At 69.5% G+C, this 25276-nt stretch carries 22 protein-coding genes and 1 tRNA gene; 4 read left to right on the top strand and 19 right to left on the bottom strand.

The window, feature by feature from the left end; translation table 11 throughout:
- Nucleotides 1-26: 26 nt before the first annotated feature.
- Nucleotides 27-1469 carry an MFS transporter gene (locus AB0436_RS03695; RefSeq protein ID WP_366466009.1) on the bottom strand — a complete coding sequence of 481 codons (1443 nt, stop codon included), beginning with the start codon at nucleotides 1467-1469 and terminating at the stop codon, nucleotides 27-29.
- Nucleotides 1470-1572: 103 nt separating this feature from the next.
- On the opposite strand from AB0436_RS03695, the gene AB0436_RS03700 reads away from it, so the two are divergent.
- Nucleotides 1573-2433, top strand: a complete 861-nt coding sequence (locus tag AB0436_RS03700) for a helix-turn-helix transcriptional regulator (protein WP_366466010.1) — start codon at nucleotides 1573-1575, stop codon at nucleotides 2431-2433.
- A gap of 46 nt (nucleotides 2434-2479) precedes the next feature.
- Here the strand turns inward: AB0436_RS03700 and AB0436_RS03705 are convergent.
- The 7 genes from AB0436_RS03705 to AB0436_RS03735 all read right to left on the bottom strand — a co-directional run bounded on the left by AB0436_RS03705 (nucleotide 2480) and on the right by AB0436_RS03735 (nucleotide 6729).
- A tRNA-Ala gene (locus AB0436_RS03705) sits at nucleotides 2480-2552 on the bottom strand.
- Between the two features lie 113 nt (nucleotides 2553-2665).
- Entirely contained in the window at nucleotides 2666-3319 is a 654-nt protein-coding gene (locus AB0436_RS03710; protein ID WP_366466147.1) for a histidine phosphatase family protein, read from the bottom strand.
- Complete coding sequence (gene rsfS / locus AB0436_RS03715; RefSeq protein WP_366466011.1) at nucleotides 3316-3762, bottom strand: ribosome silencing factor; 447 nt, start codon at nucleotides 3760-3762, stop codon at nucleotides 3316-3318. Before rsfS ends, AB0436_RS03710 begins: the two co-directional genes overlap by 4 nt.
- A 258-nt stretch (nucleotides 3763-4020) precedes the next feature.
- Nucleotides 4021-5679, bottom strand: a complete 1659-nt coding sequence (locus tag AB0436_RS03720; RefSeq protein ID WP_366466012.1) for an LCP family protein — start codon at nucleotides 5677-5679, stop codon at nucleotides 4021-4023.
- 19 nt (nucleotides 5680-5698) lie between these two features.
- Complete coding sequence (gene nadD / locus AB0436_RS03725) at nucleotides 5699-6295, bottom strand: nicotinate-nucleotide adenylyltransferase (RefSeq protein WP_366466013.1); 597 nt, start codon at nucleotides 6293-6295, stop codon at nucleotides 5699-5701.
- Nucleotides 6296-6342: 47 nt separating this feature from the next.
- The gene (locus tag AB0436_RS03730) at nucleotides 6343-6504 is read right to left on the bottom strand and encodes a hypothetical protein (RefSeq protein ID WP_365850208.1); all 162 of its coding nucleotides are present in this window, start codon (nucleotides 6502-6504) and stop codon (nucleotides 6343-6345) included.
- Nucleotides 6505-6585: 81 nt separating this feature from the next.
- Entirely contained in the window at nucleotides 6586-6729 is a 144-nt protein-coding gene (locus AB0436_RS03735) for a hypothetical protein (protein ID WP_366466014.1), read from the bottom strand.
- A gap of 114 nt (nucleotides 6730-6843) precedes the next feature.
- Here AB0436_RS03735 and AB0436_RS03740 point away from each other — a divergent pair, with 114 nt between their 5' ends.
- Entirely contained in the window at nucleotides 6844-8019 is a 1176-nt protein-coding gene (locus AB0436_RS03740) for a M48 family metallopeptidase (protein WP_366466015.1), read from the top strand.
- Here the strand turns inward: AB0436_RS03740 and AB0436_RS03745 are convergent.
- The 6 genes from AB0436_RS03745 to AB0436_RS03770 form a co-directional block, all read right to left on the bottom strand.
- Entirely contained in the window at nucleotides 7985-9034 is a 1050-nt protein-coding gene (locus AB0436_RS03745) for a hypothetical protein (protein ID WP_366466017.1), read from the bottom strand. The genes AB0436_RS03740 and AB0436_RS03745 overlap by 35 nt on opposite strands.
- 124 nt (nucleotides 9035-9158) lie before the next feature.
- Nucleotides 9159-9785, bottom strand: coding sequence for a hypothetical protein (locus AB0436_RS03750; RefSeq protein WP_366466018.1), 627 nt, complete (start codon nucleotides 9783-9785; stop codon nucleotides 9159-9161).
- 65 nt (nucleotides 9786-9850) lie between these two features.
- The gene (locus tag AB0436_RS03755) at nucleotides 9851-11134 is read right to left on the bottom strand and encodes a glutamate-5-semialdehyde dehydrogenase (RefSeq protein ID WP_366466019.1); all 1284 of its coding nucleotides are present in this window, start codon (nucleotides 11132-11134) and stop codon (nucleotides 9851-9853) included.
- Nucleotides 11135-11254: 120 nt separating this feature from the next.
- Complete coding sequence (locus tag AB0436_RS03760) at nucleotides 11255-11785, bottom strand: hypothetical protein (protein ID WP_366466020.1); 531 nt, start codon at nucleotides 11783-11785, stop codon at nucleotides 11255-11257.
- A gap of 140 nt (nucleotides 11786-11925) precedes the next feature.
- Entirely contained in the window at nucleotides 11926-13053 is a 1128-nt protein-coding gene (gene proB / locus AB0436_RS03765; RefSeq protein ID WP_366466021.1) for a glutamate 5-kinase, read from the bottom strand.
- Between the two features lie 143 nt (nucleotides 13054-13196).
- Nucleotides 13197-15914, bottom strand: a complete 2718-nt coding sequence (locus AB0436_RS03770) for a CDP-glycerol glycerophosphotransferase family protein (RefSeq protein ID WP_366466022.1) — start codon at nucleotides 15912-15914, stop codon at nucleotides 13197-13199.
- A 399-nt stretch (nucleotides 15915-16313) separates the two neighbouring features.
- Between AB0436_RS03770 and AB0436_RS03775 the strand changes: the two genes are divergently transcribed.
- A complete protein-coding gene (locus tag AB0436_RS03775; RefSeq protein WP_366466023.1) occupies nucleotides 16314-18332 on the top strand; it encodes a glycosyltransferase family A protein in 2019 nt (672 codons plus the stop codon).
- A 47-nt stretch (nucleotides 18333-18379) separates the two neighbouring features.
- Nucleotides 18380-18973, top strand: coding sequence for a dTDP-4-dehydrorhamnose 3,5-epimerase (gene rfbC, locus AB0436_RS03780; RefSeq protein ID WP_366466024.1), 594 nt, complete (start codon nucleotides 18380-18382; stop codon nucleotides 18971-18973).
- Nucleotides 18974-19063: 90 nt separating this feature from the next.
- On the opposite strand, the gene AB0436_RS03785 is transcribed toward rfbC, so the two are convergent.
- The 5 genes from AB0436_RS03785 to AB0436_RS03805 all read right to left on the bottom strand — a co-directional run bounded on the left by AB0436_RS03785 (nucleotide 19064) and on the right by AB0436_RS03805 (nucleotide 25274).
- Complete coding sequence (locus AB0436_RS03785) at nucleotides 19064-19831, bottom strand: class I SAM-dependent methyltransferase (RefSeq protein ID WP_366466025.1); 768 nt, start codon at nucleotides 19829-19831, stop codon at nucleotides 19064-19066.
- Between the two features lie 162 nt (nucleotides 19832-19993).
- Nucleotides 19994-20881 (bottom strand): dTDP-4-dehydrorhamnose reductase, encoded by an 888-nt coding sequence (gene rfbD / locus AB0436_RS03790; RefSeq protein ID WP_366466026.1) that lies wholly within the window; start codon nucleotides 20879-20881, stop codon nucleotides 19994-19996.
- Nucleotides 20882-20914: 33 nt separating this feature from the next.
- Entirely contained in the window at nucleotides 20915-21913 is a 999-nt protein-coding gene (gene rfbB, locus AB0436_RS03795; protein ID WP_366466148.1) for a dTDP-glucose 4,6-dehydratase, read from the bottom strand.
- A gap of 23 nt (nucleotides 21914-21936) precedes the next feature.
- On the bottom strand, nucleotides 21937-23004 hold the full coding sequence (locus AB0436_RS03800; protein ID WP_366466027.1) for a glucose-1-phosphate thymidylyltransferase: 1068 nt from the start codon (nucleotides 23002-23004) through the stop codon (nucleotides 21937-21939).
- A gap of 173 nt (nucleotides 23005-23177) precedes the next feature.
- Nucleotides 23178-25274 (bottom strand): hypothetical protein, encoded by a 2097-nt coding sequence (locus AB0436_RS03805; protein ID WP_366466028.1) that lies wholly within the window; start codon nucleotides 25272-25274, stop codon nucleotides 23178-23180.
- Nucleotides 25275-25276 lie beyond the last annotated feature (2 nt).

Below are 25276 nucleotides of genomic sequence, written 5' to 3' on the forward strand. Positions count from 1 at the left end.
GATTCTGCCATGGCCCCGCAAGAGGGTCAGCGGCGTCGGCGAACGAGACCCGCGGCGCCGCCCAGAATCGCCGCGGCCGCCAGCGCCGACACACAGACCAGCAGTGCGTGACCGGAGGCGTGCGCACCCGGTTCGTCGAGCCGGTTGAGGAAGAGCGTGCCGAACGTCGCGACGCCCAGCAGGCCGCCGAGTTGGGTGACGGTCACCAGCAGCCCGCTCGCATCAGCGGCGTCCTCCTGCCTTACGCCGGCCAGCGCGCGGGCCAGCGTCGGGCTGAAGGCCAGTGAGAGACCCGCTCCGACGCCGACGAGGGCCGGATAGACGGCGGGCCCGACATCGCCGCCGTCGCGCAGCAGCCAGCCGGTGGCGGCCGCGGAGACGGCGGTCAGTCCGAACCCGGCGGGCACCAGGGCGGGTTGCCAGGACTTCGGCCACGTGCGCCAGGTGAGCCCGATGAGGCCGAAGACCACAGCGGTCGGCGCGAAGGTCAGCCCGGCCCGCAGTGCGCTGAAGCCGAGGCCGCCCTGGATGTGCAGGGTCAGCGCGAACAGGAAACCCGAGTTGACCGCCATGGTGAGCAGAATCCGCAGCGCCGCCCGGCCCATCCCGGGGATCCGCAGGACCCGTGGTGCGATCAGCGGGGCGCCGCCGCTGCGGGCCAGCCGGGATTCGTAGGGCACGAAGACGGCGAAGAGCACCCCGCCGATACCCAGCGAGAGCCAGGACCAGAGCGGCCAGCCCTCCTCCTGGCCGAGCACCAGAACCACCGTGATCAGCGACACGGAGGCCGCGAGCAACACCAGCCCGGTCAGGTCCAGGCCGCGGGAGCGCTCGGGCGCGGTACGGCGGTCCCGCGGCAGCAGCCGAGCGCCCAGCACCAGCAGGACCGCGCCGATCGGCACGTTCACCAGGAAGACCGGGCGCCAACCGGTCCCGAGGAGATCGGCGCTGACCAGCACGCCGCCCACGACCTGGCCGGCGGCGGCGCCGGTGGCGAGCACCGCAGCGTAGACACCGAGCGCCCGCCCGCGGGCCTCACCGGCGAAGTTGCGCTGGATCAACGACAGGACCTGAGGGATCATCAGCGCCGAACCGACCCCCTGCACCAGCCGGAAGGCGATCAACTGACCGGTGCCGCCCGCAAGTCCGCAGGCGAGCGAGGCGGCGGTGAAGACGGCGAGCCCGGTGAGGAACATCCTGCGGTGGCCGAGCAGGTCGCCGAGCCGGGCACCGGTGATCAGCAACACCGCGTAGCTGATCGAATAACCCGCGACGACCATCTGCAAACCGGCCCCGGAGGCGTGGAGTTCGGTACGGATGGTGGGCGCGGCAACGTTGACGATGAAGACGTCGAGCAGGGCCATGAACTGCCCCGCGAGCACGATGGCGAGCAGCCAGCCGGTCCGGATGTCAGTGCCTGGAGCTTTACTGAGTGAGGGACTTGCGGTGACGGGAGTGGTCGTTGCCATGGCATCGAGCCTGCGGCCGTTCCGGTACGGGTAACGAGAGCCCGCTGATGCTGGTACTGGCAGCACCTGGCAGCCGCCGGTCCTGTCATCGACCATGGGGGGAATGACGACAATGGCCGTATCGAACCACCGGCGGCGACCGGAGCTGGCCGCGTTCCTGCGCAGCCGCCGGGCCAGGGTGACCCCTGCCGATGTGGGGATGCCACCGGGTCTGCGCAGACGCACGCCCGGACTGCGCCGGGAGGAGGTCGCTCAGCTCTCCGGCGTCGGGGTGACCTGGTACACCTGGCTGGAGCAGGGGCGTCCGATCAACGCCTCGGGCCAGGTTCTTGACGCGGTGGCGCGTACCCTCCGGCTCGACGACACCGAGCGCGAGCATCTCTACCAGCTGGCGAATGTGCCGTTCGCCCCGGGCCCGGAGTCGGGTGCGGCGTCAGTCGGCCCGGAGATCCAGGGCCTCATCGACGCTCTCGACCCCCATCCGGCCGTGGTGTACAACGCGATGTACGACATCATCGCCACCAACCCCGCCTATCGTGATTTCTTCGACACTCCCCTCCTCAGGGCATCGGGCGTCAGCAACATCATGTGGACGCTTTTCACCGTCGCCGAGCCGGACTGCCCGCTCGCCTTCCGGGACAAGGAACTGCCGGTGATGGTGGCGACGCTGCGTTCCGCGTACGGGCGGCATGCGGGCGAGCCCGCCTGGGAGTCCTTCATAGCCCGGCTCTCCGCCGCCAGCCCGTACTTCGCCGAGCTCTGGCGGAGCGGCGATGTGGCGCAGCCGGGCTCGCGGGTGAAGACCTTCCGGCATGCCTCGGTGGGCGAGATCCGGATGACCTCCGTCTCGCTGACGGTCAACGGCATGCCGGAGTGCCGGATCGTGGCCTACACCCCGAACGACGAGGAGAGCGGGGAGCGTGCGGCGCGGCTGCGGGCGCAGCGGCAGAGCCTCTGGGCGTGAACAACAGAAAATCCCGCCCCCTGAGCGGGGACGGGATTTCCGATTGTGGAGCTAAGGAGAATTGAACTCCTGACCTCCTGCATGCCATGCAGGCGCTCTACCAACTGAGCTATAGCCCCGCTGTTCGCTTCGTATCCGGCGTTCTCTGCGGTTCCGCGCTGCGAACAAGAAGAACTTTAGCCTGCGACCAGCCGGAAAGTGAAATCCGCCCCGACGGCCGCGCGACGAGGGTTCAGTCGTCGTCGCCGAGCACCGGCTCCGGAAGGGTGCCGGCGTTGTGCTCGAGCAGGCGCCAGCCGCGCGCGCCCTCGCCCAGCACCGACCAACAGCAGTTGGAGAGGCCGCCGAGGCCCTCCCAGTGGTGCGACTCGAGACCGAGCAGCCGGCCGATGGTGGTGCGGATGGTGCCGCCGTGGCTGACCACCACCAGCGTCCCGCCGTCGGGCAGTGCGTCGGCATGCCGCAGCACGACCGGGGCGGCCCGGTCGGCGACCTCGGTCTCCAGTTCGCCGCCCCCGCGCCGGACCGGCTCACCGCGCTTCCACGCCGTGTACTGCTCGCCGTACCGCTCGACGATCTCCTCGTGCGTGAGACCCTGCCAGCTGCCGGCGTACGTCTCGCGGAGGGCGGAGTCGTAGCTGACGCCGAGGCCGGTGACAGCGGTCAGCTGGGCAGCGGTGGCCGCGGCGCGGGAGAGGTCGGAGGCGATGATCGCGTCCGGCTTCAGCGAGGCGAGCAGCCGGGCGGACCGGCGGGCCTGGCTGACCCCGTCGTCGGTCAGCTCGATGTCCGTGTTGCCCTGGAACCGGCGCTCGAGATTCCAGGCCGTCTGGCCGTGCCGCCAGAGAACCAGTCGGCGGCCCCGGCCGCCCTTGGTGCCGTTCAGCTCAGCTCACCGTCCAGATCCGCGTCGTCCTCGGCGCCGTGCAGCTTGGCGTGCTCCGCGGCCTTGCCGCGGGTCTTGGCGGCGTCCTCGGGCAGGGGCAGCTCGGGGCAGTCCTTCCAGAGCCGCTCCAGCGCGTAGTAGACGCGCTCCTCGCTGTGCTGGACGTGTACGACGATGTCCACGTAGTCGAGCAGGATCCAGCGGGCGTCACGGTCGCCCTCCCGGCGCACCGGCTTGGCGCCGAGCTTCTTCTTCAGCTGCTCCTCGATCTCGTCGACGATCGCCTTGACCTGGCGGTCGTTGGGCGCCGATGCGAGCAGAAAAGCGTCGGTGATCGACAGCACATCGCTGACGTCGTACGCGGTGATGTCGTGCGCGAGCCGGTCGGCGGCCGCCTGAGCGGCGGCGTTGATGAGCTCGATGGAGCGGTCAGTGGCGGTCACAGGCAGGCTTTCGTCGGCGGTCGGTGAAACAGGGGGGGCCAGTGGGTCTCCGCGGAACAAGGAGCGGGGTCTGGTGCGTGCGATCGCAAGGCGCCGGAATGTCCTCGTAGCGGAGCTACCAGGGCATTTCGGCAACGCGGCACGGGGGTTCCCCCTGGCCCTTAAGGCCTGGGGGGAGTGCGTGCCAGACCCCGCGACGCCGCGGAGACCCGCTGGACCCCCCCAAGGGTCTCACGGACCGCCTACAGTCTCTAAACCTCAGGTGATCTTGTAGTCCTGGCCGAGTTCCACGGAGACGTCCGCGTTGTCCGCCACCTTGCCCCGGTGCACCGCCGAGGTCGGCAGGCCCAGCGTCTTGGCGACCTCTTCCGCCTTGCTCTTCTGTGCCGCATCGCCGTAAGTGACCCGGGACGATGCCGTACCGGTCGCCTCGTCGCCGATCACCACCGAGTAACCGCCGTTGACCAGCGCGATCCGGGCGGACTCGGTCGCGCCCTTCTTGCCGCTGCCGTCGCGGATGCCCACCCGGACCGTGTCGCCCTGCTCGGGCGCCTTCACCGAGCCGCCCAGGACATCCTTGATCACACCGGTGGCGGTAGCCGCACTGAGCGTGCCGTTGCTCCGCACGGGCAGCACCGCGGTCCGGTAGTCGCCCTTCTTGGCGTGCGCCGCCAGCTTGGCCAGCGACGCGCCAAGATCCTTCTCGGTCAGCGGCGGGTCCAGCACCAACCCGAGATTCCGCACCGTGGTCGTCGCGGCCTGCGGGTCGTCCGAGATCTTCTCCAGGACACCCTGCATGACTTGTCCGAAACGCTCCAGCTGCTTCGTCTCGGGCTCACCGGGCGCGCGGTACGTGGCGTAGGCGACAGCCATCTGGCCACTGAGCGTCTGGTCCTTGCCCTTGCTCACCAGCGGTGCGGTGTCCTTCTTGGTGTCCGGCACGGCGACGTCGGTGTCGACCTCGATATTGCCGACCAGCTCGACCAGGTTCTCCAGGAAGGGGGTGTCGAGGCGCCAGGTAGCCCCGATCGTGGCACCCAGCAGGGTGCCGAGCGCCTGCCTGGTGCCGTCCGAACCGTCGTCGTCGACGGATTTTCCGAGCGTGGTGGTCGTCCCGTCATCGTTCGACACGGAGAGTGAGTTGGGCAGCAGCAGGGTGGTGCCCTTGCCGGTGGTGACGTTGTCGACGAGCAGCGCCGTGGAGGTGCCGCTGCCACCGGTGTTGTGCAGATGGACCACGATCACGTTGCGCTGCTGTGCGCCGCCGGCGGCGGTGCTCCCGCTGTCCGACCCGGAGACGCCGGGCAGCTTGCCCGCGTACCAGAGGTAGCCGACGCCGCCGACGACCACCAGGGCCAGCGCGACCACCAGCGAGACGATCCGGTTGCGGCCGCGCCGCCGGGCCTCCTCACGCCGTTCGCTACGGCTCTCGGTGAACTTCAGCCAGTCGATGACGTCTTCGGAGTCCTCGTCCGGCTCCTCGATGAACGAGAACTGCTCGGTCCGGTACTCGCCCTCACCGGACGCGGGGCGCCGGGGCCCCGGCACGGGGCGCTGTGGCTGTTCCTGCGCGGGTTGCTGCGGCTGTTGGGGTTGCTGCGGCTGGTCGCGGGGAGGTGACTGCTGCGGGATCCATTGCTGGGTGGTGTCGACGGCGGGCTGCTGCCCGGTGCCGTGGTCGTAGCCCTGCTGGGACCCGTAACCCTGCGACTCATAGCCCTGCTGGGAGTCGTACCCCTGCTGAGGGGGTACCGGCTGCTGCCCGGGCACCGGCTGGGTGTACGGGTCGTAGCCGTATCCCTGCTGCGGCTGCTGAACCTGCTGGTACACCGGCTGCCCGTACTCGTCGTACCCGACGAGCTGCATCGGCTGCCCGTACTGGTCGTACTGCACGTAGGGATTCTGTCGGTCGTTCAACGGTGCCCCTCTCCGTGGCTCATTCGCCGCGGTACAGCTGGCGCTTGTCGATGTAGCGCACCACACCGTCCGGAACCAGGTACCAGACCGGTTCGCCCTGCTGGACCCTGGCCCGGCAGTCGGTGGACGAGATCGCCATCGCGGGCACCTCCACCAGCGAGACACCGCCCTCGGGCAGCCCGTCGTCCGACAGGATGTGGCCCGGCCGGGTGACTCCGATGAAGTGGGAGAGGGAGAACAGCTCTTCCGCGTTCCGCCAGGTGAGGATCTGGGCGAGAGCGTCGGCACCGGTGATGAAGAAGAGATCGGCGTCGGTGTTGAGATCGCGTAGATCCCGCAGGGTGTCGATGGTGTACGTCGGTCCGCTGCGGTCGATGTCGATCCGGCTCACCGAGAACTGCGGGTTGGACGCCGTCGCGATGACCGTCATCAGATACCGGTCCTCGGCCGGGGAGACGACCTTGTGGCTCTTCTGCCACGGCTGCCCGGTGGGTACGAACACCACCTCGTCGAGCTGGAACTGCGAGGCCACCTCACTGGCGGCGACCAGGTGGCCGTGATGGATCGGGTCGAATGTCCCGCCCATCACGCCGAGACGCCTCTTCTGCTCTCCCATGCGTGCAGACCCTACTGGCCCGGCCGGTACCCGTTCGCGTTCGGGTATCAGCGGTCGCGGTTGAACCGGGTGGTGATCCACAGCAGCAGGAGCAGCGCGAAGAGCGCGCCGCCACCGGTGAGGTAGGGGCTGAGGCTTTCGTGGTTGCCACCGTGACCGCCCTCGGCGGCGAGGGTGGCCAGGGACGAAGCAGTGCTGTGGAGGCTCATGGTCAGCAGGACCTATCCGGGAGTCGGAGCGGGGACTTCGCGCCCATCGTATGCGGGCCCCCCGGGCACGCTTACGCCGACTCAGTCGTTGTTGCGATATCCGCGCAGCAGGAACCAGGCGAGCAGGACAGCTCCGACGATCAGCACAACAAGCAGAACTCGTAGCGTATCGCCCGGTCCCTGCTGGTCGGTCGCTGCGGCGAGCAAAGTGTTCACGTCCGGCATGGCGGGTGCTCCTTGTCGATGTAGGCCCCCGCCACACGGTAGCCCTACCGCATACGCTGGGGCCCGTCAGGGGGACGGGCCGGACTCGAAGACAGAAGGCAGGGGGAACATTTCATGACCGACAGCAGTAACGAGAACAGCGGCGACGAGGGCGGCAGTGGCCCGTTCAGCGGCCACGAGGGCGTGCCGAGCAGGCAGCGCAAGCGGTTCGAGGGCATTTCCTCACGGGCGTACGAACATCCGGCCGACCGGTCGGCGCTGGTGGCGCTGCGTAAGCTCAGCGGGTTCGACACCGTCTTCAAGGCGCTCAGCGGGCTGCTGCCCGAGCGCAGCCTGCGGCTGCTGTTCCTCTCCGACTCGGTGCGGGTGAGTGACGCCCAGTTCGCGCATCTCAACGTCATGCTGCGGGACGCCTGTTACATCCTGGACCTGGAGAAGGTCCCCGCGATGTACGTGACGCAGAATCCGCAGCCCAACGCCATGTGCATCGGTCTGGACGAGCCGATCATCGTGGTCACCACGGGCCTGGTCGAGCTGCTCGACGAGGAGGAGATGCGCGCGGTCGTCGGCCACGAGGTGGGCCACGCACTCTCCGGGCACTCGGTCTACCGGACGATACTGCTGTTCCTCACCGGCATCGCGCTGAAGGTCGCCTGGATCCCGCTGGGCAACGTCGCGATCATGGCGCTGGTGACGGCGCTGCGCGAGTGGTTCCGCAAGTCGGAGCTCTCCGCGGACCGGGCGGGGCTGCTGGTCGGCCAGGATCTCAGGGCGTCGATGCGCGGGCTGATGAAGATCGCCGGTGGCAACCATCTGCATGAGATGAACGTCGACGCGTTCCTGGAGCAGGCCGAGGAGTACGAGGCGGGCGGCGATCTGCGCGACTCGGTGCTCAAGATCCTCAATGTGCTGCCGCGGTCCCACCCCTTCACCACCGTGCGCGCCGCCGAGCTCAAGAAGTGGGCGGAGAGCCGCGACTACCAGCGGATCATGGACGGGCACTATCCGCGGCGCGACGAGGACAAGGACACCTCCGTCTCCGACTCCTTCCGGGAGTCCGCCGCGCACTACGCGGACACGGTACGGGCCAGCAAGGACCCGCTGATGAAGCTGATGGGCGACCTGGCCGGCGGGGCGGGCGACCTGGGCGGGAAACTGCGCGGGAAGTTCACCGGCGGCGGCAGCGGCACAAGTACCGGCACCGGCACCGGCGGCACGGGAAGCACCGGAAAGACCGACAACCCCGACGACGGCGCTACGAGCGACGGGCAAGGTCCGGCTGGGAGCTAGCCGCCAGCACCCCGCACAGTGCTGCGGCCGTCTGCCCGGCGGCGTGCGCATCCGCGCGCTTCCCGGCGAGCAGCGGCCGCAGCCGGTCCGCCGTGCCGGCGGTGCAGGACTGCGGGCCGGCCCGCACCGAGCTGATCACCAGCTGCGTCTCGTGCTGCTGCAGCTCGGCGGCGTTGAAGCGGAAGTGCAGCTCGCGGTGGACCGAGAACAGCGAGGCGCCGTCCGCCTCGGCGGGGCCGCTGGTGGCCGGCCGCAGCGCGTAGACGAAGGTGTGTTCCGCGGTCACCTCCAGGATGCCGGGTTCCGTCTCCTCGTAGCGCAGTGTCCCCGAGACCCGTACGCCCGGATCGGCGAGCGTCACCTGCGCCGGGTCGAAGCGCACCAGCCAGCCGGTGACCGCGTGACGCCCGTCGGCGAGCGGTGCGGCGAGGCTCCGGTCGAACTGGCTGTACTGGTCGGGTGCGAGCAGGTCCCGCACCGGCCGTACGGTCCGGCCCATCAGCACCTCGGGATCCAGCGAGGACTCCAGGACGTAGCTCCTGGCCGTCTTCAGCGCGCTCACCACCTGGGCGTCCGCGAAGTGCCTGGTCCGTCCGGCGTCCGGCGGATTCACCCCTTCGGCCCCGATCCGGAAGTGCGCGGCAGGGCTGTGTGCGAAGAGTTCGGCGGGCGTGCCGCCCGGCACCGCGCGGTCCGGGGCGAGCGGGACGACCGTCTCCCAGAGCGGCTCGGAGTGCGCGGTGCTCGGCGCGTCGTAGGGGTGGCGGACGCCCAGGTAGATCGCTGTGCCGAAGACCAACAGGACCATCGCGAAGAGGACGAGAGCCCCCTTCGTCCCGCGGAACGGCAGGAAGGTGCGGCTGCGCACGGCGAGTGCGTGATCGCCCATCCGTTCCTGTGCGGAGAACTCCTGCAGCCGGGCAGCACGGATGAACGATTCGTCGAAGACGACGGACCGGTATTCGTCCTCGCCACCGCTGGGCAGGCCTTCGGGTGGCTCCTCGCGCCCCGCCATACTTCATGGTTGGGTCTTCGCGGGGCAACATAAACGCGGTGTCGCGGACGAGTTCTGACGAGCGTTCACCGGGCCCGGGTCCGAGTCGGCACGCACGGGGCCCGTCAGCGGCCGGCGGCCCTGGTCAGTGCGTGCGCGGAGCAGCCGGTACCGGTCGTGCCGATGCGTGGGCCGATGCGGATGGTCCGGCGCCGCGGAGGCCGCCCGTCACCACCTCGACGCCACTGGTGGCCGGTGGCGGTGCCGGGTCCTGCCGACTGGACGCGGCTCCGCGATATACCGCGGCGAAGGCCAGGGCGACCATGCCGATCCCCATCACCAGAGCGAGTAGCCAGGCCACCGGCCGGTGCCAGCGGGCCCGGCCGCGGTATGGGCGCAGGACGCCGCCGTGCGGCCCGTAGGGACCGCTCTCGCCGTCGTCGGGGTCGCCGTAGAGGCCGTCGAGGTCACCGCGGCCGTAGAGTCCGCGGTAGTCGCCGTAATCGCCGGTTCGGCCGCCCGGCCCGGACACCTCGCGGAGGAATTCGTCGTAGGGGTCGTCCTCGCCGATGAGGCCGCCGGCCCGGGCCCTCGCGGCCTCCGCCTCGGCCGCGGCCAGCAGCCGCTCCACCGCGGTGGGTTCCTTGATCGTGGCGGCCCTGACGAAGTCCTCGTCGAAGACCACGGAGGCGAATTCCTCGTCCGCTCCTCCGCGGTCGTCGTTGGGCTCCCAGCCGTTCTGGAACGGCTTGCCCCCCACGTCGTCCGGCACGCCACCAGACTAGACCCGACGCGTCGTTTTGGGCAGGGAGAAGCCGAAGCAGACCATCCGGAACATCACCGGATGTGACCGTCCCCTGTCACGATGTACTTGGTCGAGGTGAGCTCGGGGAGACCCATCGGCCCGCGGGCGTGGAGTTTCTGGGTGGAGATCCCGATCTCGGCGCCGAATCCGAACTGACCGCCGTCGGTGAACCGGGTCGACGCGTTCACGGCGACCGTCGTGGAGTCCACCAACCGGGTGAACCGGCGGGCGGCAGCCTGTGAGGTGGTGACGATCGCCTCGGTGTGCCCGGACGTCCACAGCCGGATGTGCTGGACCGCCGCGTCCAGCGAGTCCACCACGGCGGCCGCGATGTCGTAGGAGAGGTATTCGGTCTCCCAGTCCTCGGTGGTCGCCTCGACGACGGTCGCCTTGGACGCCTGGGCGTATCCGAGCACCCGCTCGTCGCCGTGCACCGTCACCCCCGCGTCCGCCAGCGCGTCCAGCGCCCTGGGCAGGAAGGCATCCGCGATGTCCCGGTGGACCAGCAGGGTTTCGGCCGCGTTGCAGACCGAGGGTCGCTGGGCCTTGGAGTTGATCAGGATGTCGACGGCCATCTCGAGGTCGGCCTCCGCGTCCACGTACACGTGGCAGTTGCCGGTGCCGGTCTCGATGACCGGCACGCTGGAGCCCTCGACGACCGTACGGATCAGCGAGGCGCCGCCGCGCGGGATCAGTACGTCGACCATGCCCCGGGCGCGCATCAGTTCCTGCACGGAATCCCTGGACTCCCCCGGTACCAGCTGTACGGCGTCGGCAGGCAGCCCGGAGCCGCCGACCGCGTCGCGCACCACCCGGACCAGCGCGGTGTTGGAGGCGTACGCCGACGCCGACCCGCGCAGCAGGACGCTGTTGCCCGACTTCAGGCAGAGCGCCGCGGCGTCCACCGTCACATTGGGCCTGGCCTCGTAGATGATCCCGACGACGCCGAGCGGCACCCGGACCTGGCGCAGGTCGATGCCGTTGGGAAGCGTCGAACCGCGCACCACCTCTCCGACCGGGTCGGGCAGCGCGGCGACATCCCGTACGTCCTTGGCGATGGCGCGAATCCGCTCCGGGGTGAGGGTGAGGCGGTCGACGACCGTCTCACTCGCGCCGGCCGCGCGGGCCTTCTCGACGTCCTGGGCGTTGGCCTCGACGATCTCGCCGGTACGCACTTCGAGCGCGTCGGCGATGGCGAGCAGGGCGTCGTCCTTGGCGGAGCGCGGCAGCGGTGCGAGATCGGCGGCAGCGGCCCGGGACCGGTAGGCGGCCTGGATCACCGGGGACTGATCGGAGAGCGGCGAGAGCGAGGTCATGTCCGCAGCGTAATGCGCCGTCTGCGGGGATCCATCCGGTATCCCACACACCGAGATGCCCCGGGCCTGCGGGGGCCCTGGGCACGGTGTCGGGCGAGGGTCGAAGCCGGTGCCGGGCGGTCAGAAGGGGTGGACCCCGACGGGCGCCGCGGGCAGCGGGCCGAATCCTTCGGCGATACGCAAGTGGTAGGTCTCGCGGTCGATGACCTCGAGTCCCACGATCTCCCACGGCGGCAGTTTCGCCGTCGACCGGTGCTCCCCCCACAGCCTCAGCGCCACCGCGGCCGCGTCGTGCAGATCTCTGGCCTCCTCCCAGTACCGGACCTCCGCATGGTCATGGGCATAGCGGCTGGTCAGCAGGAACGGGTGGTCGTGCGCGAGCTGTTCGAGGCCGCGTCTGACCTCGCTGAGCGGGGCTGCCGGGCCCGAGAGGCTCAAGGTGATGTGCCAGAGTTTCGACAGCGCGCCGTCCCCCGCCTGCCGATCCGGCCGCTGGTCCGGCCGCTGGTCCGCGGCTGTGTCGCGGGGCGTCTCCTGCGCTGTCTCCCGAGCCGTCTTCCGGCTGTGCTCGAAGTCGGCCCCCGCGCTGACGCTCGTCAGGGTCCGCTCTCCGATTCCGCGGGGCGGCGCCCCCGGACGCGCTCGTCTCACCGGCGTCCTCCTGTGTGCGTTGCCCTGTGTGCCCCTGCACCAAAGTTGACCAGCCCGGCGCCCGGCGCGTGACGGTTTTGCGGAAGGTCCCCCCGTAAACGCTGGACTTTCGACTGCCCGGCCCGTGCGGAACCACCCTTTCAGGGGCGCAGGACCACCAGATCGTCTCTGTGTACGACCTCTCGCTCGTATGCGGGGCCCAGTTCCTTGGCCAGCTCCCGGGTGGATCGGCCGAGCAGCTGCGGCAGTTCCTTGGAATCGAAGTTGACCAGTCCACGGGCCACCGTCCGGCCGGCGGTGTCCCGCAGCTCCACCGGGTCGCCCGCGCCGAACTCGCCCTCGACCGCGGCGATACCGGCGGGCAGCAGGGACGAGTTCCGCTCGACCACGGCCCGCACCGCTCCGTCGTCCAGGGTCAGGGCGCCCCTCGGGGTGGACGCGTGCTGCAGCCAGAGCAGCCGGTCGGCGGAGCGGCGGCCGGTGCGGTGGAAGTAGGTGCCGGTGTCGCGGCCCGCGAGCGCGTCGGCGGCGCGCGAGGCCGACGTGAGGACGACCGGGACGGCGGCAGCCGCGGCGATCCTGGCCGCCTCGACCTTGGTGACCATGCCCCCGGTACCGACGCCGGCCTTGCCCGCGGAGCCGATGGAGACATGGGCGATGTCCTCGGGGCCCGCCACCTCGGCGACCCTGGTGCTGCCGGGCTTTGCCGGGTCGCCGTCGTAGAGGCCGTCGACGTCCGAGAGCAGGACGAGCAGATCGGCCCGGACCAGATGGGCGACGAGCGCGGCGAGCCGGTCGTTGTCGCCGAACCGGATCTCGTCGGTGGCGACGGTGTCGTTCTCGTTGACGACCGGCAGGGCGCCCATGGCGAGCAGCTGGTCCAGGGTCCGGTAGGCGTTGCGGTAGTGCGCCCGGCGGCTGGTGTCGTCGGAGGTCAGCAGCACCTGGCCGACGCGTACGCCGTAACGCGCGAAGGACGCCGTGTACCGGGCGACGAGCAGACCCTGGCCGACGCTGGCGGCGGCCTGCTGCCTGGCCAGGTCCTTGGGCCTGCGGGCGAGACCGAGGGGGGCCAGTCCGGCGGCGATGGCACCGCTGGAGACCAGCACGATCTCCTTCTCGCCGCCGCTCCGGGCCTTGGCCAGTACGTCCACCAGGGCGTCCACCCGGTCCGCGTCCAGCCCCCCGCCCGCGGTGGTGAGGGAGGAGGAGCCGACCTTCACGACGATTCTGCGGGCTTCCGCCACAAGCTGCCTTGCAGCTGACACGTACTTCCTCGCTCCGACTAGGGCCACCGTGGATCACCGCCGTCGGGCGTTTCGGGCCGCCCCGGCACAGGCACAGTACGCGAGCGGCGGTGTCCGGTACTCGAGCATTCCGCTCGATGGACACCGCCGGACGGGCCGCCGGGTCAGCCGTTGCCGATCTCCAGCATCCGGTCCACCACCCGCGCGGCGGCCAGGCCGTCCGAGGGTTCGCAGAAGTCCACCCTGAAGTGCGCGTACTTCTCCTTGTACTCCTCGCTCACGGCATCGATGTTCCGGATGGCATCGACGAGATCCTCGGACGTCTTGATCAGCGGTCCGGGGGCGCGCGAGGTGAAGTCGAAGTAGAAGCCGCGCAGGGTGTCCCGGTAGTGCTCCAGGTCATACGTGAAGAACAGCATCGGCCGTCCGCAGTGCGCGAAGTCGAACAGCACGGAGGAGTAGTCGGTGATCAGCACATCGGCGATCAGGTAGAGGTCGGCTATGTCCGGGTAGTACGTGACGTCCCAGACGAACCCCTGGCCGGCGCCGGGGATGCTGTCGAGCACCTTGTGGTGCTTGCGGTAGAGCAGGACGTGGTCGTCGCCGAGTTCCCGCTGAGCGGCAGCGATGTCGATCTGGTTGTCCAGCTTGAACCGGCGTCCGCCGTAACGCTGGTCGTCCCGCCAGGTCGGCGCGTAGAGCACGACTTTCTTGCCTGCCGGGATGCCCAGCTTCTCCCGCACCGCGGCGGCCCGTGCCACCCGGTCCGGGGCGTGGAAGACGTCGTTGCGCGGATAGCCCGCTTCCAGCACCTCGCACTCCAGCCGGAACGCGTGGCTCATGATCGGGGTGGTGAAGGCGTTGGGCGTGACGAAGAGGCTGTACTGGCGGGAGCGCTGCGGCAGGCTGTCGATGTACGCGAGGTTGGCCTTGGGCGTACCGAGCAGATCGGCACCGATCCGCTTGAGCGGAGTGCCGTGCCAGGTCTGCACGACCACCTGCCCTTCCCGCCGGACGAACCACTCGCGGATGCCACCGTTGGTGACGACGTACCGGCTGCGGGCGAGCGCCACGTACCACTCCTCGCTGCCCCACTCCACTCCGCGCACGCCGGGCGGCAGGACGACCTGCTGGTCGTGGACCATCGCGATGTGCTCCACGTCGGTGCCGCGACGCATCAGTTCCTCGTACACGGCGCGCGGCGAGTCGGAGAACTGCTTGCCGCCGAAGCTGTTGTAGAGCACCGCTTCCCGGAGGGGCAGTTTCCGCTGCTCCGGGGTGTACACGTCGCGCATGAGCCGCTGCCGGTAGGCGCCCCGCAGGTCGGGGCTCAGGATCGGGCCCGGCTCGAGGAAGATCCGGTCGTAGTCCGTCCGTTCCACGGTGTACGTCCGGTGGGCGCCCTGATGGGAGAGCGGCAGGGTACCGACCAGGTCCGGCCTGATGGTCACGGGGACGTCGCGCCGGTGGTCCCACTCGTCGGCGGCCCGCAGGAAGGGCAGCCACCGGCCCGCACGGAGCGGGACCGTCCCGCCGTAGGCGGGCATGACGTCAGGCTTCACTCGTGCGGTGAAACGTCCGTCGTGGAACTCGGCCGGAAACGGCTTGTCCTCGTTGCGGCCGGTGTGACGCAGGACGAACTTCACCGCGTCGGCCGGTCCCGGGTAGGTGCCGGACAGCAGCAGTTCGCCGTCCTCGCTCCACTCCGCCCGGTCGACCACGGGCTGGACGGCCCGTGCCTGCAGGGTGAAGTTGCCCGCGCCGTCGGTCAGTACGGCACATTCGAGGCCGCCGGGTATGCGGTGGACACCGGTGCACTGGTTGGCGCCCATGGTGGCGCGCCTGGCCTTGCCGTCGGCGAACACGATGAATGCGCGGTACTTGCGGGCCTTGCCGGGGACGACCCCCTCGGCGGGCAGCTCCGCGAAGGGCAACCGCGCCCGATAGCGGATCCAGCCGTCGCCCCCGTGGCCTCGCGGTTCCAGCGGGTACTCGGCTTCGTATCCGGTTCCCTCGTGGTCGAAGCGCAGCGCGGTCGGCGTCCGGCCCTCGGCGGCCGATCCCCTGGAGCGGAGCGTCACCACGAGATCGTCGCCGTCCGCCTCCTGGGATTCGACCTCGGCCGGGACGACGTCCACCGTGAGCTTGAGCCGATTGCGCTCGAAGCCCGCGACGAGTCGTACGCCGTCATCGAGCACCCGTACCTGGCTGTGCCCTCCGGAGCCCGCGTTGTTCCTGGTGATACTGCCGATGGACATCCCGCCGGGCCGGGGTATGCCGATGCCCAGGCGCCAGGTCCCCGCCCGCCATGCGCCGCGGGTCCGCAACCGTGCCGGGTCGACGGCGATCTCGAAGCCGGACCAGTCGTAGCTGTGCAGGGCGCCCTTGGCCTCCGCGGTCGCCCGCGGCTCCCGGACCGTGCGCAGCCTCAGCGGAATGGTGCTCCTGCTGCCCTGTCGTTTCAGGACGGCGATCCGGAGGGAACGCCGGCCCGTCGCCGAGGGGATGTTGGGGATGTACGCGTAACCGCGGGCGACCAACCGCCCGTCCCGCCAGGCGAGCTCGGTCAGCTTGCTGGTCACCGGCAGTTCCCGCCGGGTGAACTTGCGCACCGTCGGCGGCAGCGAAGCGCTCTCGACGCCGGGAAGTTCGATACGGGCCCGCCGCAAGCCCTTGACCGTGAAGACCCCTGGGTTCTCGCGCTCGTAGCGCAGCACGTCGACCAGCTCGTCCCCTCGCCCGCTGGCCGCCAGATGCCACTTCACCCGGGCCAGCGGCGAGAACTTCCGGACCAGCTTGGGGGCGGCGTGCGCCAGGAAGTCCTTCGCTGCGGCGTGGAAAGCGGCACGCTCCTCGGCCGGCGCCTCAGGAAAGTACTTCATGAGTCGGCTGAGCTCTTCGGGGATGGTTTCGACAAGTCGGGACGCCACGGCGTGAAGGCCTTTCCGGGGGACTGCGGAGGTGAACCCCGGATGAACGGGGCGTAGACGTGATGCATGGCCACGTCATTTGGTTGCCCCGGTGGTGCTGTGTCTCATATCACATGCCCCTGTGAGGACGGCCCGGCTCGTTCAGGCCTCCCGACGGCCCGTCGGTCGCGCTCGGCCGAATCGGAATCTCAGATTCCTCATAACTGAAGGGCTCCCGGCTCCGCCCCGGGTGCACCCGATAGAGTGATGAGGAGCGGCATGTTATGCACAGAGCCGTCGACGGCGACCCGCGCGCAGCCGCCACCCAGGGAAACTCCTACCAGACATGGGACACATACCTTGCCGGTCAAAGTGAGTGTCGTCATCCCGGTATACAACCCGGGCAAGTACATCGACCCGTGTATCGACTCGCTTCTGCAGCAGACGCTCCCTGCGGAAGAATTCGAAGTCATCTTCGTCAATGACGGTTCGACCGACGATACTCCCGCGCGGCTCGAAAAGCTGTCCGCCGATCATCCGCATTTCCGGGTGCGGACCATCCCGAATTCCGGCTGGCCGGGCAAGCCGAGAAACGTCGGGGTGGCGGAGGCCAGGGGCGAGTACGTGCAGTTCCTGGACCAGGACGACCACCTCGCCCCGGACGCCCTGCGACGCCTGTACGACATGGGCGTGCGCAACGCGTCGGACATCGTGATCGGCAAGGTCGCCAGCAACTTCCGCGGTGTTCCGCACGGCGTCTTCCGCAAGGACCGCGAGAAGTGCACCCTGGAGACCGCGCCACTTTACGACAGCCTTACACCGCACAAAATGTTCCGTACGGAGTTCCTCCGGGAGAACAAGATCGCCTACCCCGAGGGGAAGCGACGGCTGGAGGACCAGCTGTACATGATGCAGGCGTATTTTCCGGCCAAGAACGTCTCCATCGTGGGTTCCTACACCTGCTACTTCTACTCCAAGCGGGACGACGGAAACAACGCCGGGTCCACCAGGATCGTACCCTCCGGCTATTACGGAAACCTGCGCGAAGTCCTCGAAGTCGTGGAGGCGAACACCAAGCCGGGGTCATTCCGGGACCTGCTGCTCCGCCGTTTTTACCGGGTGGAAATGCTGAGCCGCCTCAGCGAGCCGGCCATCATGCGCTACGACCCCGATTTCCGCGACGAGATGTGCGACGCGATCCGCCCGCTCGCCCTGCGCTTCATGCACGACGGAGTGCACGACGGGCTCGGCGCCATCACCCGGCTCCGCTCCACCCTGCTGCGCGAGGACGACCGGCAGGGGCTGCTGGAACTCGCCCGCCGGGCGGCCACCGTCAAGGGCGCCGCCCGGCTGGAGGACCTCTCCTGGCAGCCGGACGGCCGGCTCGGCATCAGCATCAGCGCCCGGCTGGCCGTGGGCGACGAGAAAGCGCCCTTCACCCTGCTCCGCCGGGACGACCGCCTGTACCTGCATCCCGACTTCACCGAGGGCCTGCTGCCCGAAGGGGAACTGATCGACGTCACCGACGAGATCCGGGAGTTCAAGTTCGAGGTGGCGCTGCGCAACCGCGAGACGGCCGTCGAGTGGCCGTGCCCCGCGGAGTTCACCCCCATGGTCGAGGAACTCGGCGGCGGGACCTGCGAGGTCGTCCTGCGCGGCACCGGCCGGCTGCCGTCGGAGGCCGTCGGGCACCGCGGGCCGCTCACCAAGGGCTTCTGGGACGTATGGGTGCCGGTGCGCGCGCTGGGCCTGGTCCGCAAGGCCCGACTCGGCGCCGACCGTGCCGAGGGGGTGGACGCCGCGGTCCATCCGGCTCTGCTCGGCGCGCCGGCCCGGCCGGTGATTCCGTACTTCACCCATCCGCACAGCAACCTCACCCTCGACGTGTCGCGCCGCGGCAAGAAGCTGGGCGGCGCGCTCACCGACCGCCCGGTGCTGCGGATACCCGGGCGCACCGCCGAGGTACGGCTGGACGCCTTCGCCACCGCCGCCACCGGAGCCGCCGGCGCGGAACTCGTGCTGAGCTCCGGCAGCGGCAGCAAGCACTCCGTGCAGGTCGCCACCAAGCCGATGCTGGGCCGCACCCATCTGGTCCTGCCCGCCCGTGCGGCCGGGGTGCCTGCGGGGAGCTGGCAGCTCGGTGTGCGGCTCGACGGGGCCGAAGGACCGGAACTCGTCATAGGCGATGCCACGGTCAGCGCGGACGGCAGGCTGCGGATCGCGGACACCGTGCGCCTCATAGACGCGGAAAGCCTCCGTACGATGCAGAAACAGCGGCGCCGCTCGGTCGTGCGCAGCGGCCTGCGGGCCGTCGGCGGCCCGCTGGTGCGCCGGCTGCCTCCCGGTGGCCGCAAGAAGATCCGCCGCTTCGTCGGCAGCCTGCTCGGCTGACCGTCGGGTCGGTTTTCAGCAGACGAGCAGGACAAGGACGTGATCGGATGCGGCAGCTCGCCATCGAGGGTGCCTGGGTGCATGAGCCCAAGGTCTTCCCGGACAGCCGTGGCAGCTTCCACGAGTGGTTCAAGGAGGCGGACTTCGCCGAGGCCGCCGGCCATCCGCTGCGGCTGGCCCAGGCCAACTGCTCGGTGTCCAGCCGGGGCACCCTGCGCGGGATCCACTTCGCCGATGTGCCGCCCAGCCAGGCCAAGTACGTCAAGTGCGTGCGGGGCGCGATCCTCGACGTGGTGGTGGACATCCGGGTCGGCTCACCGACGTACAAGCAGTGGGAGGCGGTCCGTCTCGACGACGTGGACCACCACTCCGTCTACCTCGCCGAGGGGCTCGGCCATGCCTTCCTGGCGCTGAGCGACGACGCCACGGTGGTCTACCTCTGCTCGGCGGGCTACGCACCGGACCGCGAGCACGGCATCAACCCGCTCGACCCGGAGCTGGCCATCGAGTGGCCTGCCGATGTCACCCCGCTGCTCTCGGACAAGGACGCGGCGGCCCCGACCCTGGCCGAGGCGGAAGCGCAGCAACTGCTGCCCTCGTACGCGGACTGCCGCGCGTTCACCGAGGAGCTGCGGGGCTGATCCCGGTCCCGGTGGCACGAAGACGGCCGCCGCCCCGCGGGGCAGCGGCCGTGCTGGTTTACCGGTTCGCCGGTTGCACGGGAGGGCGGGTCAGCCGGTGACCCGCTCGATGCGCCGGCGCACGTCGGCGAAGGCCGACCGCGAGCGGTTCAGGTTACGGGCCCGGATCAGCGCGGGCCAGAAGTCCGCGCCGAGCAGCGCATCCGGCGACACGGCGGTCTTGCGGGCGAGGACCTCCTCGGGGACGTCCTGCGGGTCCTCGGTGACGTACTCCTCGAGGATGGCGTCGTACTTCTGCTTCAGCACCGTGTTCGTCGGGTCCGCGCCGAAGACGACGACGACCCCGGTCGGCGTGGTGTCCACCTCGACCACCAGCAGGTCCGGACGGAAGCGCCGCAGTACGGCCGCGACCTTGTAGACGTCGCCCGTCCACTCCCTGGTGTGCCGGTCGCGGGCGGCCTCGTCCACATTGCGCGGCAGCATGTCGTCCAGCACGATCACGCTGTTCCAGCGCGAGTGCTTCTCGACGTTCATGAAATCGCGCAGCGCGAACTCGAAAATGTGCATGCCGTCGATGAACGACAGCTCCAGCTTGGGGTCGCCGCCCAGCATCTGCAGCGGGTCCCGGCGGGCAAGCGCCCTGAAGGGGTTCCGTCCGCGCCGCAGATGGACCAGCGGATCCTTCCGGGCGAAGAAATCGTCACTGGTCGCCTTGACCAGATGGACATCGCAGCTGATCGAAGTCACGACCTTGAATGCCGGGTCGATCGCGACGGAAGGCACCCGGGAAATGGCCAGACTGCGACCGTCGTTGACTCCGATCTCCAGGTAGTTTCGAGGTCGGTATACGCGATGCATGCCGCGCAGAAGTTCATGACGATTCACAAGGAGCGCCCTTCGCCGAAATCAACTGGCCCGATCCTCGGCGAAGTTACCTCATGAACGAGGGGCTGTGAAAGCGGCGACGATAATTTAAACCATTATTGACGCGCCGAGTGACGAATCGTCGCTGTCGGCCGGTCAACGGCCGCGCTCCGCCGCGAGCAGCGCCGGAAAGGCCTCGCCCAGCGCCTCCCGCCAGTCCCGGATCGGTTCGATACCCGCTGCCGTCCAGCGTTCGTGTCCCAGCACGCTGTAGGCCGGCCGGGGCGCGGGCCGCACGAAGGCCTCGCTGGTCGTCGGGCGCACCCGGTCCGGATCGGCGCCCAGCAGCCGGAAGATCTCGCGGGTGAGACCGAACCAGGTCGTCGCCCCGCTGCTGGTGGCGTGGTAGACGCCGGCCGGTGCGGTGCCTGCGAGGGCGCCCTTGCCCAGGCGCACCAGCCGGTCGGCGAGGTCGGCGGTCCAGGTGGGCTGTCCGCGCTGGTCGTCGACCACGTCCAGGGTGTCCTTGATGCCCGCCAGCTTGATCATGGTCCGGACGAAGTTCGCCCCGCCCGCCCCGTAGAGCCACGCCGTGCGGACCACATGGCCGCGGTCCGGCAGGGTGCGCAGCACGGCCCGTTCCCCCGCGAGCTTGGTGCGCCCGTACGCGCTGCGCGGGGCCACCGGGGCGTCCTCCGGGTAGGGCCGGTCGGCGTCACCGGCGAACACGTAGTCCGTGGAGACCTGCAGCAGCACCGCACCGCTGTCCCGGCACGCCTCGGCCAGGACCCGCGGTCCGGTGCCGTTGACGGCGAGAGCCTGATCCTCCTTGGCCTCGGCGTCGTCGACCGCGGTCCAGGCGGCGCAGTTGACGATCACCGCGGGGCGGTGGTCCGCCAGGGCCGCGCGGACCGCTTCCTCGCCGGTGATGTCCAGAGCGCTCCGGTCCAGTCCCACGGCCGGTGTGCCGTCGTCGGCCAGTGCGGCCAGCAGGTCCTGGCCGAGCATGCCGCCCGCTCCGGTGATCAGCCACCTGTCACTCATGTTCACCCGTTCTCGTGATTTCTCCGGCCCCGTTCAGCCGAGCGCGGCCCGCTCCTTCAGCGGTTCCCACCAGGCGCGGTTGTCGCGGTACCACCGCACGGTCTCGGCGAGCCCGTCCGCGAAGGTCCTGCGCGGTTCGTACCCCAGTTCCGTGCGGATCTTGCTGCAGTCCACCGAGTACCGCCGGTCGTGTCCCTTGCGGTCGGTGACGTACTCGACGCTGGTGTCCCAGTCCGCCCCGCAGGCCTCCAGGAGCAGCCCGGTGAGCTCCTTGTTGGAGAGCTCGGTACCGCCGCCGATGTTGTAGACCTCACCGGCCCGGCCCTTCGTACGGACCAGCTCGATGCCCTGCACGTGGTCGTCGATGTGCAGCCAGTCGCGGACGTTGCCGCCGTCCCCGTAGAGCGGCACCGACTTGCCGTCCAGCAGGTTGGTGATGAAGAGCGGGATGACCTTCTCCGGGAAGTGGTGGTGACCGTAGTTGTTGGAACAGCGGGTCACCCGGACGTCCAGGCCGTGGGTGCGGTGGTACGACAGCGCGATCAGGTCGCTGGACGCCTTGGCCGAGGAGTAAGGCGAGTTGGGCTCCAGCGGGTGGGTCTCGGGCCAGGAGCCCTCGTCGATCGAGCCGTACACCTCGTCGGTGGAGATGTGCACGAAGGTCTTGATGCCGGCCCGGTGCGCCGCGTCGATGAGCGTGTGGGTGCCCACGACGTTGGTCCGGACGAATTCGGCGCCGCCGTCGATGGACCGGTCGACATGCGATTCGGCGGCGAAGTGCACCACCTGGTCATGCGCCGCCATCAGCTTGCCGACCAGCTCCGGATCGCAGATGTCACCCTCGACGAAGGCGAACCCGGGGTGCTCCCTGACCTCATCGAGGTTGGCCGGGTTACCGGCGTAGGTGAGCTTGTCGAGCACGGTGACCGCGACGTCGCCGGGGCCCTGCGGTCCCAGCAGCGTGCGGACGTAGTGCGAGCCGATGAAACCGGCGCCGCCGGTCACCAGGATCCGGGTCGTGTCGTTCGTCATGCCGTGCCGTTCCGTCGTGCCGTTCATGAGGAGATCTGTACCTTGCTGTGGTCGCCGAGTACGAGGCGGTGGGCTGCCGGGTGGCGCGGAGCGGGCGTCACCTCGACGCCCCTGCCGATGAGCGAGGCCTCCACCCTGCGGACCCCGGTGATCGAGGAGTCCCGCAGCACGATGGAGTACTCGATCTCGCTGTCCTCGATCCGGCACCCCTCGGAGACCGAGGTGTACGGACCGACATAGGCGTCGCTGATCACCGACCCGGCACCGATGATCGCCGGGCCGACGATACGGCTCCGAACGACCTGGGCGCCCTCCTCGACCCTGACCCGGCCGATGATCTCGCTGGCCTCGTCGACCGAGCCCCGGGTGCACGGCTCGATGGTCTCCAGCACGGCGCGGTTGACCTCCAGCATGTCGGTGACATTGCCGGTGTCCTTCCAGTACCCGGAGATCGTCGTCGATGACACGTCGTGGTTCTTGTCCATCAGCCACTGAATGGCGTGCGTGATCTCCAGCTCACCGCGCCAGGACGGCTCGATGGCGCGCACCGCCTCGTGCACCGCCGCGGTGAAGAGATAGACGCCGACCAGCGCCAGATCGCTCTTGGGGACCTTCGGCTTCTCCTCCAGGGCCACCACCCGGCCGCTGTCGTCCAGCTCCGCCACCCCGAACGCCGTCGGATTGGGGACCTGGGTGAGCAGGATCTGGGCGGCCGGCCGACTGGCGCGGAAGCCGTCCACCAGACCGGTGATGCCGCCGACGATGAAGTTGTCGCCGAGGTACATCACGAAGTCGTCCTCACCGAGGAATTCCCGGGAGATGAGCACCGCATGGGCCAGCCCCAGCGGTGCGTGCTGCGCGATGTAGGTGATCTCGACGCCGAAACGGGACCCGTCGCCGACGGCCTCGCGGATTTCCTCGGCGGTGTCGCCCACGACGATCCCCACCTCGGTGATCCCCGCGTCGGCGATGGCCTCCAGGCCGTAGAAGAGCACCGGCTTGTTGGCCACCGGCACCAGCTGTTTGGCGGAGGTGTGCGTGATGGGGCGCAGGCGGGTGCCGGCGCCACCGGAGAGTACAAGAGCCTTCACGGTTGTCCCTGACGATCGGTCGGTCTGGCAGAGCATGATCCGTCAGGCGGATTTTATCCGCTCCGATGTCACGAGCCGGTAAGCGAAAACCGATACGGCCGCCCGCGCAACTGCGCGGGCGGCCGTAATCACGACGGGAACTGACATGACCTCAGTGGGTTCTCATCAAGTTCTCAGTTTCCGACCGCGGTGTCGACGCCGGTGATGTCGGAGTCATTGAGACCTGCCGCGGCCTCCGGTTCGGCGCTTTTCTGGGCGACGCCCTGGTTGCGTGCCTCCGCCTTGGCCGCCAGTGCCCGCACGGCCGCATTGAACTGTTCCATCGAGGTCGGTTCGTCGGGTCCGAGCAGATATTCCTTGAGTTCGCGCCGGTCCTCGGCCAGCGGGTCCGCGGCTCCGCCGGAGATCGCCGCGAGCAGCTCGCCGATCTCCCGGGCGCTGTTGGAGAGGATCACCGCGGCTCGCACCGCGGTGTTCTGCCGCTTGAACTCGTCGACGCCCAGCTCGGCGGAGTCGGTGACGGCGTACGGCTTGCCGCTGGCGATGAAGTCCGAGACGACACTGGAGATGTCCGAGACCATGCCGTCCGACTCGTTGAAACAGTCGTACAGATGCGGCTCGCTGCCGGTGACGACCTTGTGCTCCCACCAGCCGAAGGTGCGCCAGTACGCGGCGTTCCACTCGCGGCGCAGCGTGGCCGTCTCGCTTTCGCGCGCCGGGTCGGCCAGTGAGGCCCGGGATTCCTCGGACTCGTCGTCGCCCACCGTGCCGGAGACGGACAGCTCGGCCAGCCTGGCCTCGAGCCGGACCAGCTCGGCATGGGCGGCGGCCCGGTCGGCCTGCTCGGCGGCGGCCTGCTCCACCCAGCGCGGCTCGGCGGCGCGCTGGGCTGCCGCCTTCTCCACCAGGTCGGTGATCCGCGCGTGCACGGCCTTGGCGGCCGAGCTGCGGGTGCCGGTGAAGGGGTGCGGCTTGTAGAGCACCCGGACCGGCGGCTCGGCCTTCAGCAGCCGCCGGACGATGTTCTCACCGGCCAGCAGCAGCGAGGTGTTGCCGGGGTTGTCGTCCCAGCCCTCCCAGGTGGGCGCGTACAGCACCGTCGGCACCGGGTGCCTGGGGGTGGCCTGGCGGCTCCGGATGGGGGCCAGCTGCGGGCGGCCCACCTCGACGATGTCCTCGTCACGCACTCCGACGTCGGCCAGCGCATAGCGGTCGCGGCCGGCCCGGCCGGCGGTCCACACCTCGTCGTACACCTTGCTGTACGGGTTGACGCTGGCCAGCTTGTCGCTGTCGCCGTGCCCGATGAAGACGTGCTTCATGGTGGGGACCCGGAGCATGTGGATGTTCTTGCCGACGTTGGCCGCGTACAGCGCGACCCGCACGGTGGACAGATCCAGGTTCATCAGATGCACACCGCCCGGCACACAGACCACCGGCACGGAGGTCGAGCCGAGCTGCGGCACGATGGCCCGCTCGCGCAGGATGATCAGCGGGCGGCCCTCGATGTTCGCCATCGTCTCCAGCCACATGTTGACCTGGTAGGCCGAGTCCCTGGAACCGGAGAAGTAGAGCGCGACGGTCGGCCGGTACTCACGCAGCCAGCCGTCCAGCGCGTCGAGCACGGCGGGGGCGCCGGGGATCCGGCGGCCCTTGCGGATGTACGGAACGAGCGAGGCGATGTAGCCGGAGCCGAAGAACAGCGTGGCGAGTATGCCGGCGTATCCGAGCGCGTCCGTGCCGGTCTGTGCCCAGGCCAGCAGTCCGGCCACCGCGAAGACGTCCAGGTGGAGCATCTTCTCGGCGGCGCGGCTCAGCAGCCGCTTCGGTGGGGCGTCGGGGATGCGGACCGCGCCGAGGTCGACGTTGCGGGTGACCACCGGCATGACGCGGCGCAGCCGGATCAGCGTGGTCAGCGTGCCGTGCGATGCCTGCAGACCGTAGAAGAGCAGGAAACACGCGACGGCGGCGTAGTAGACAATCTGCTCGGCCAGTTCCAGCCGAGCGAGCAGCAGGATAAGCAGCAGTTCACGCAGCAGGAATCGGATCGACAGACCGGCACGGACCTTGGCCAGGCGGTTGATGAGGTAGCTGCCGCGCTGATGGAGATACCAGTCGGACACATACGTCGCGACGGTGGCCGCGGCAAACAGCCAGATATTGGGGATCAGCGCTGCGATCATGACGCACGGGTAGCCGAGACCCATGAAGGCTGCGGCGATGAGCTCTGACCGGCTGCCTACGCGCGCCAGCCTGATGGCGGTCGAAATCACGA

Origin of the sequence: Streptomyces sp. NPDC051322 (assembly GCF_040689485.1) — a bacterium.
Taxonomy (GTDB): Bacteria; Actinomycetota; Actinomycetes; order Streptomycetales; family Streptomycetaceae; genus Streptomyces.

Coding starts and splice junctions, on each gene's coding strand:
- AB0436_RS03695 (WP_366466009.1), bottom strand. CDS start 1,469: ATGGCAACGACCACTCCCGTCACCGCAAGTCCCTCACTCAGTAAAGCT.
- AB0436_RS03700 (WP_366466010.1), top strand. CDS start 1,573: ATGACGACAATGGCCGTATCGAACCACCGGCGGCGACCGGAGCTGGCC.
- nadD (WP_366466013.1), bottom strand. CDS start 6,295: ATGGGAGAGCAGAAGAGGCGTCTCGGCGTGATGGGCGGGACATTCGAC.
- AB0436_RS03730 (WP_365850208.1), bottom strand. CDS start 6,504: ATGAGCCTCCACAGCACTGCTTCGTCCCTGGCCACCCTCGCCGCCGAG.
- AB0436_RS03735 (WP_366466014.1), bottom strand. CDS start 6,729: ATGCCGGACGTGAACACTTTGCTCGCCGCAGCGACCGACCAGCAGGGA.
- AB0436_RS03740 (WP_366466015.1), top strand. CDS start 6,844: ATGACCGACAGCAGTAACGAGAACAGCGGCGACGAGGGCGGCAGTGGC.
- AB0436_RS03745 (WP_366466017.1), bottom strand. CDS start 9,034: ATGGCGGGGCGCGAGGAGCCACCCGAAGGCCTGCCCAGCGGTGGCGAG.
- AB0436_RS03755 (WP_366466019.1), bottom strand. CDS start 11,134: ATGACCTCGCTCTCGCCGCTCTCCGATCAGTCCCCGGTGATCCAGGCC.
- AB0436_RS03770 (WP_366466022.1), bottom strand. CDS start 15,914: ATGAAGTACTTTCCTGAGGCGCCGGCCGAGGAGCGTGCCGCTTTCCAC.
- rfbC (WP_366466024.1), top strand. CDS start 18,380: ATGCGGCAGCTCGCCATCGAGGGTGCCTGGGTGCATGAGCCCAAGGTC.
- AB0436_RS03785 (WP_366466025.1), bottom strand. CDS start 19,831: ATGCATCGCGTATACCGACCTCGAAACTACCTGGAGATCGGAGTCAAC.
- rfbD (WP_366466026.1), bottom strand. CDS start 20,881: ATGAGTGACAGGTGGCTGATCACCGGAGCGGGCGGCATGCTCGGCCAG.
- rfbB (WP_366466148.1), bottom strand. CDS start 21,913: ATGACGAACGACACGACCCGGATCCTGGTGACCGGCGGCGCCGGTTTC.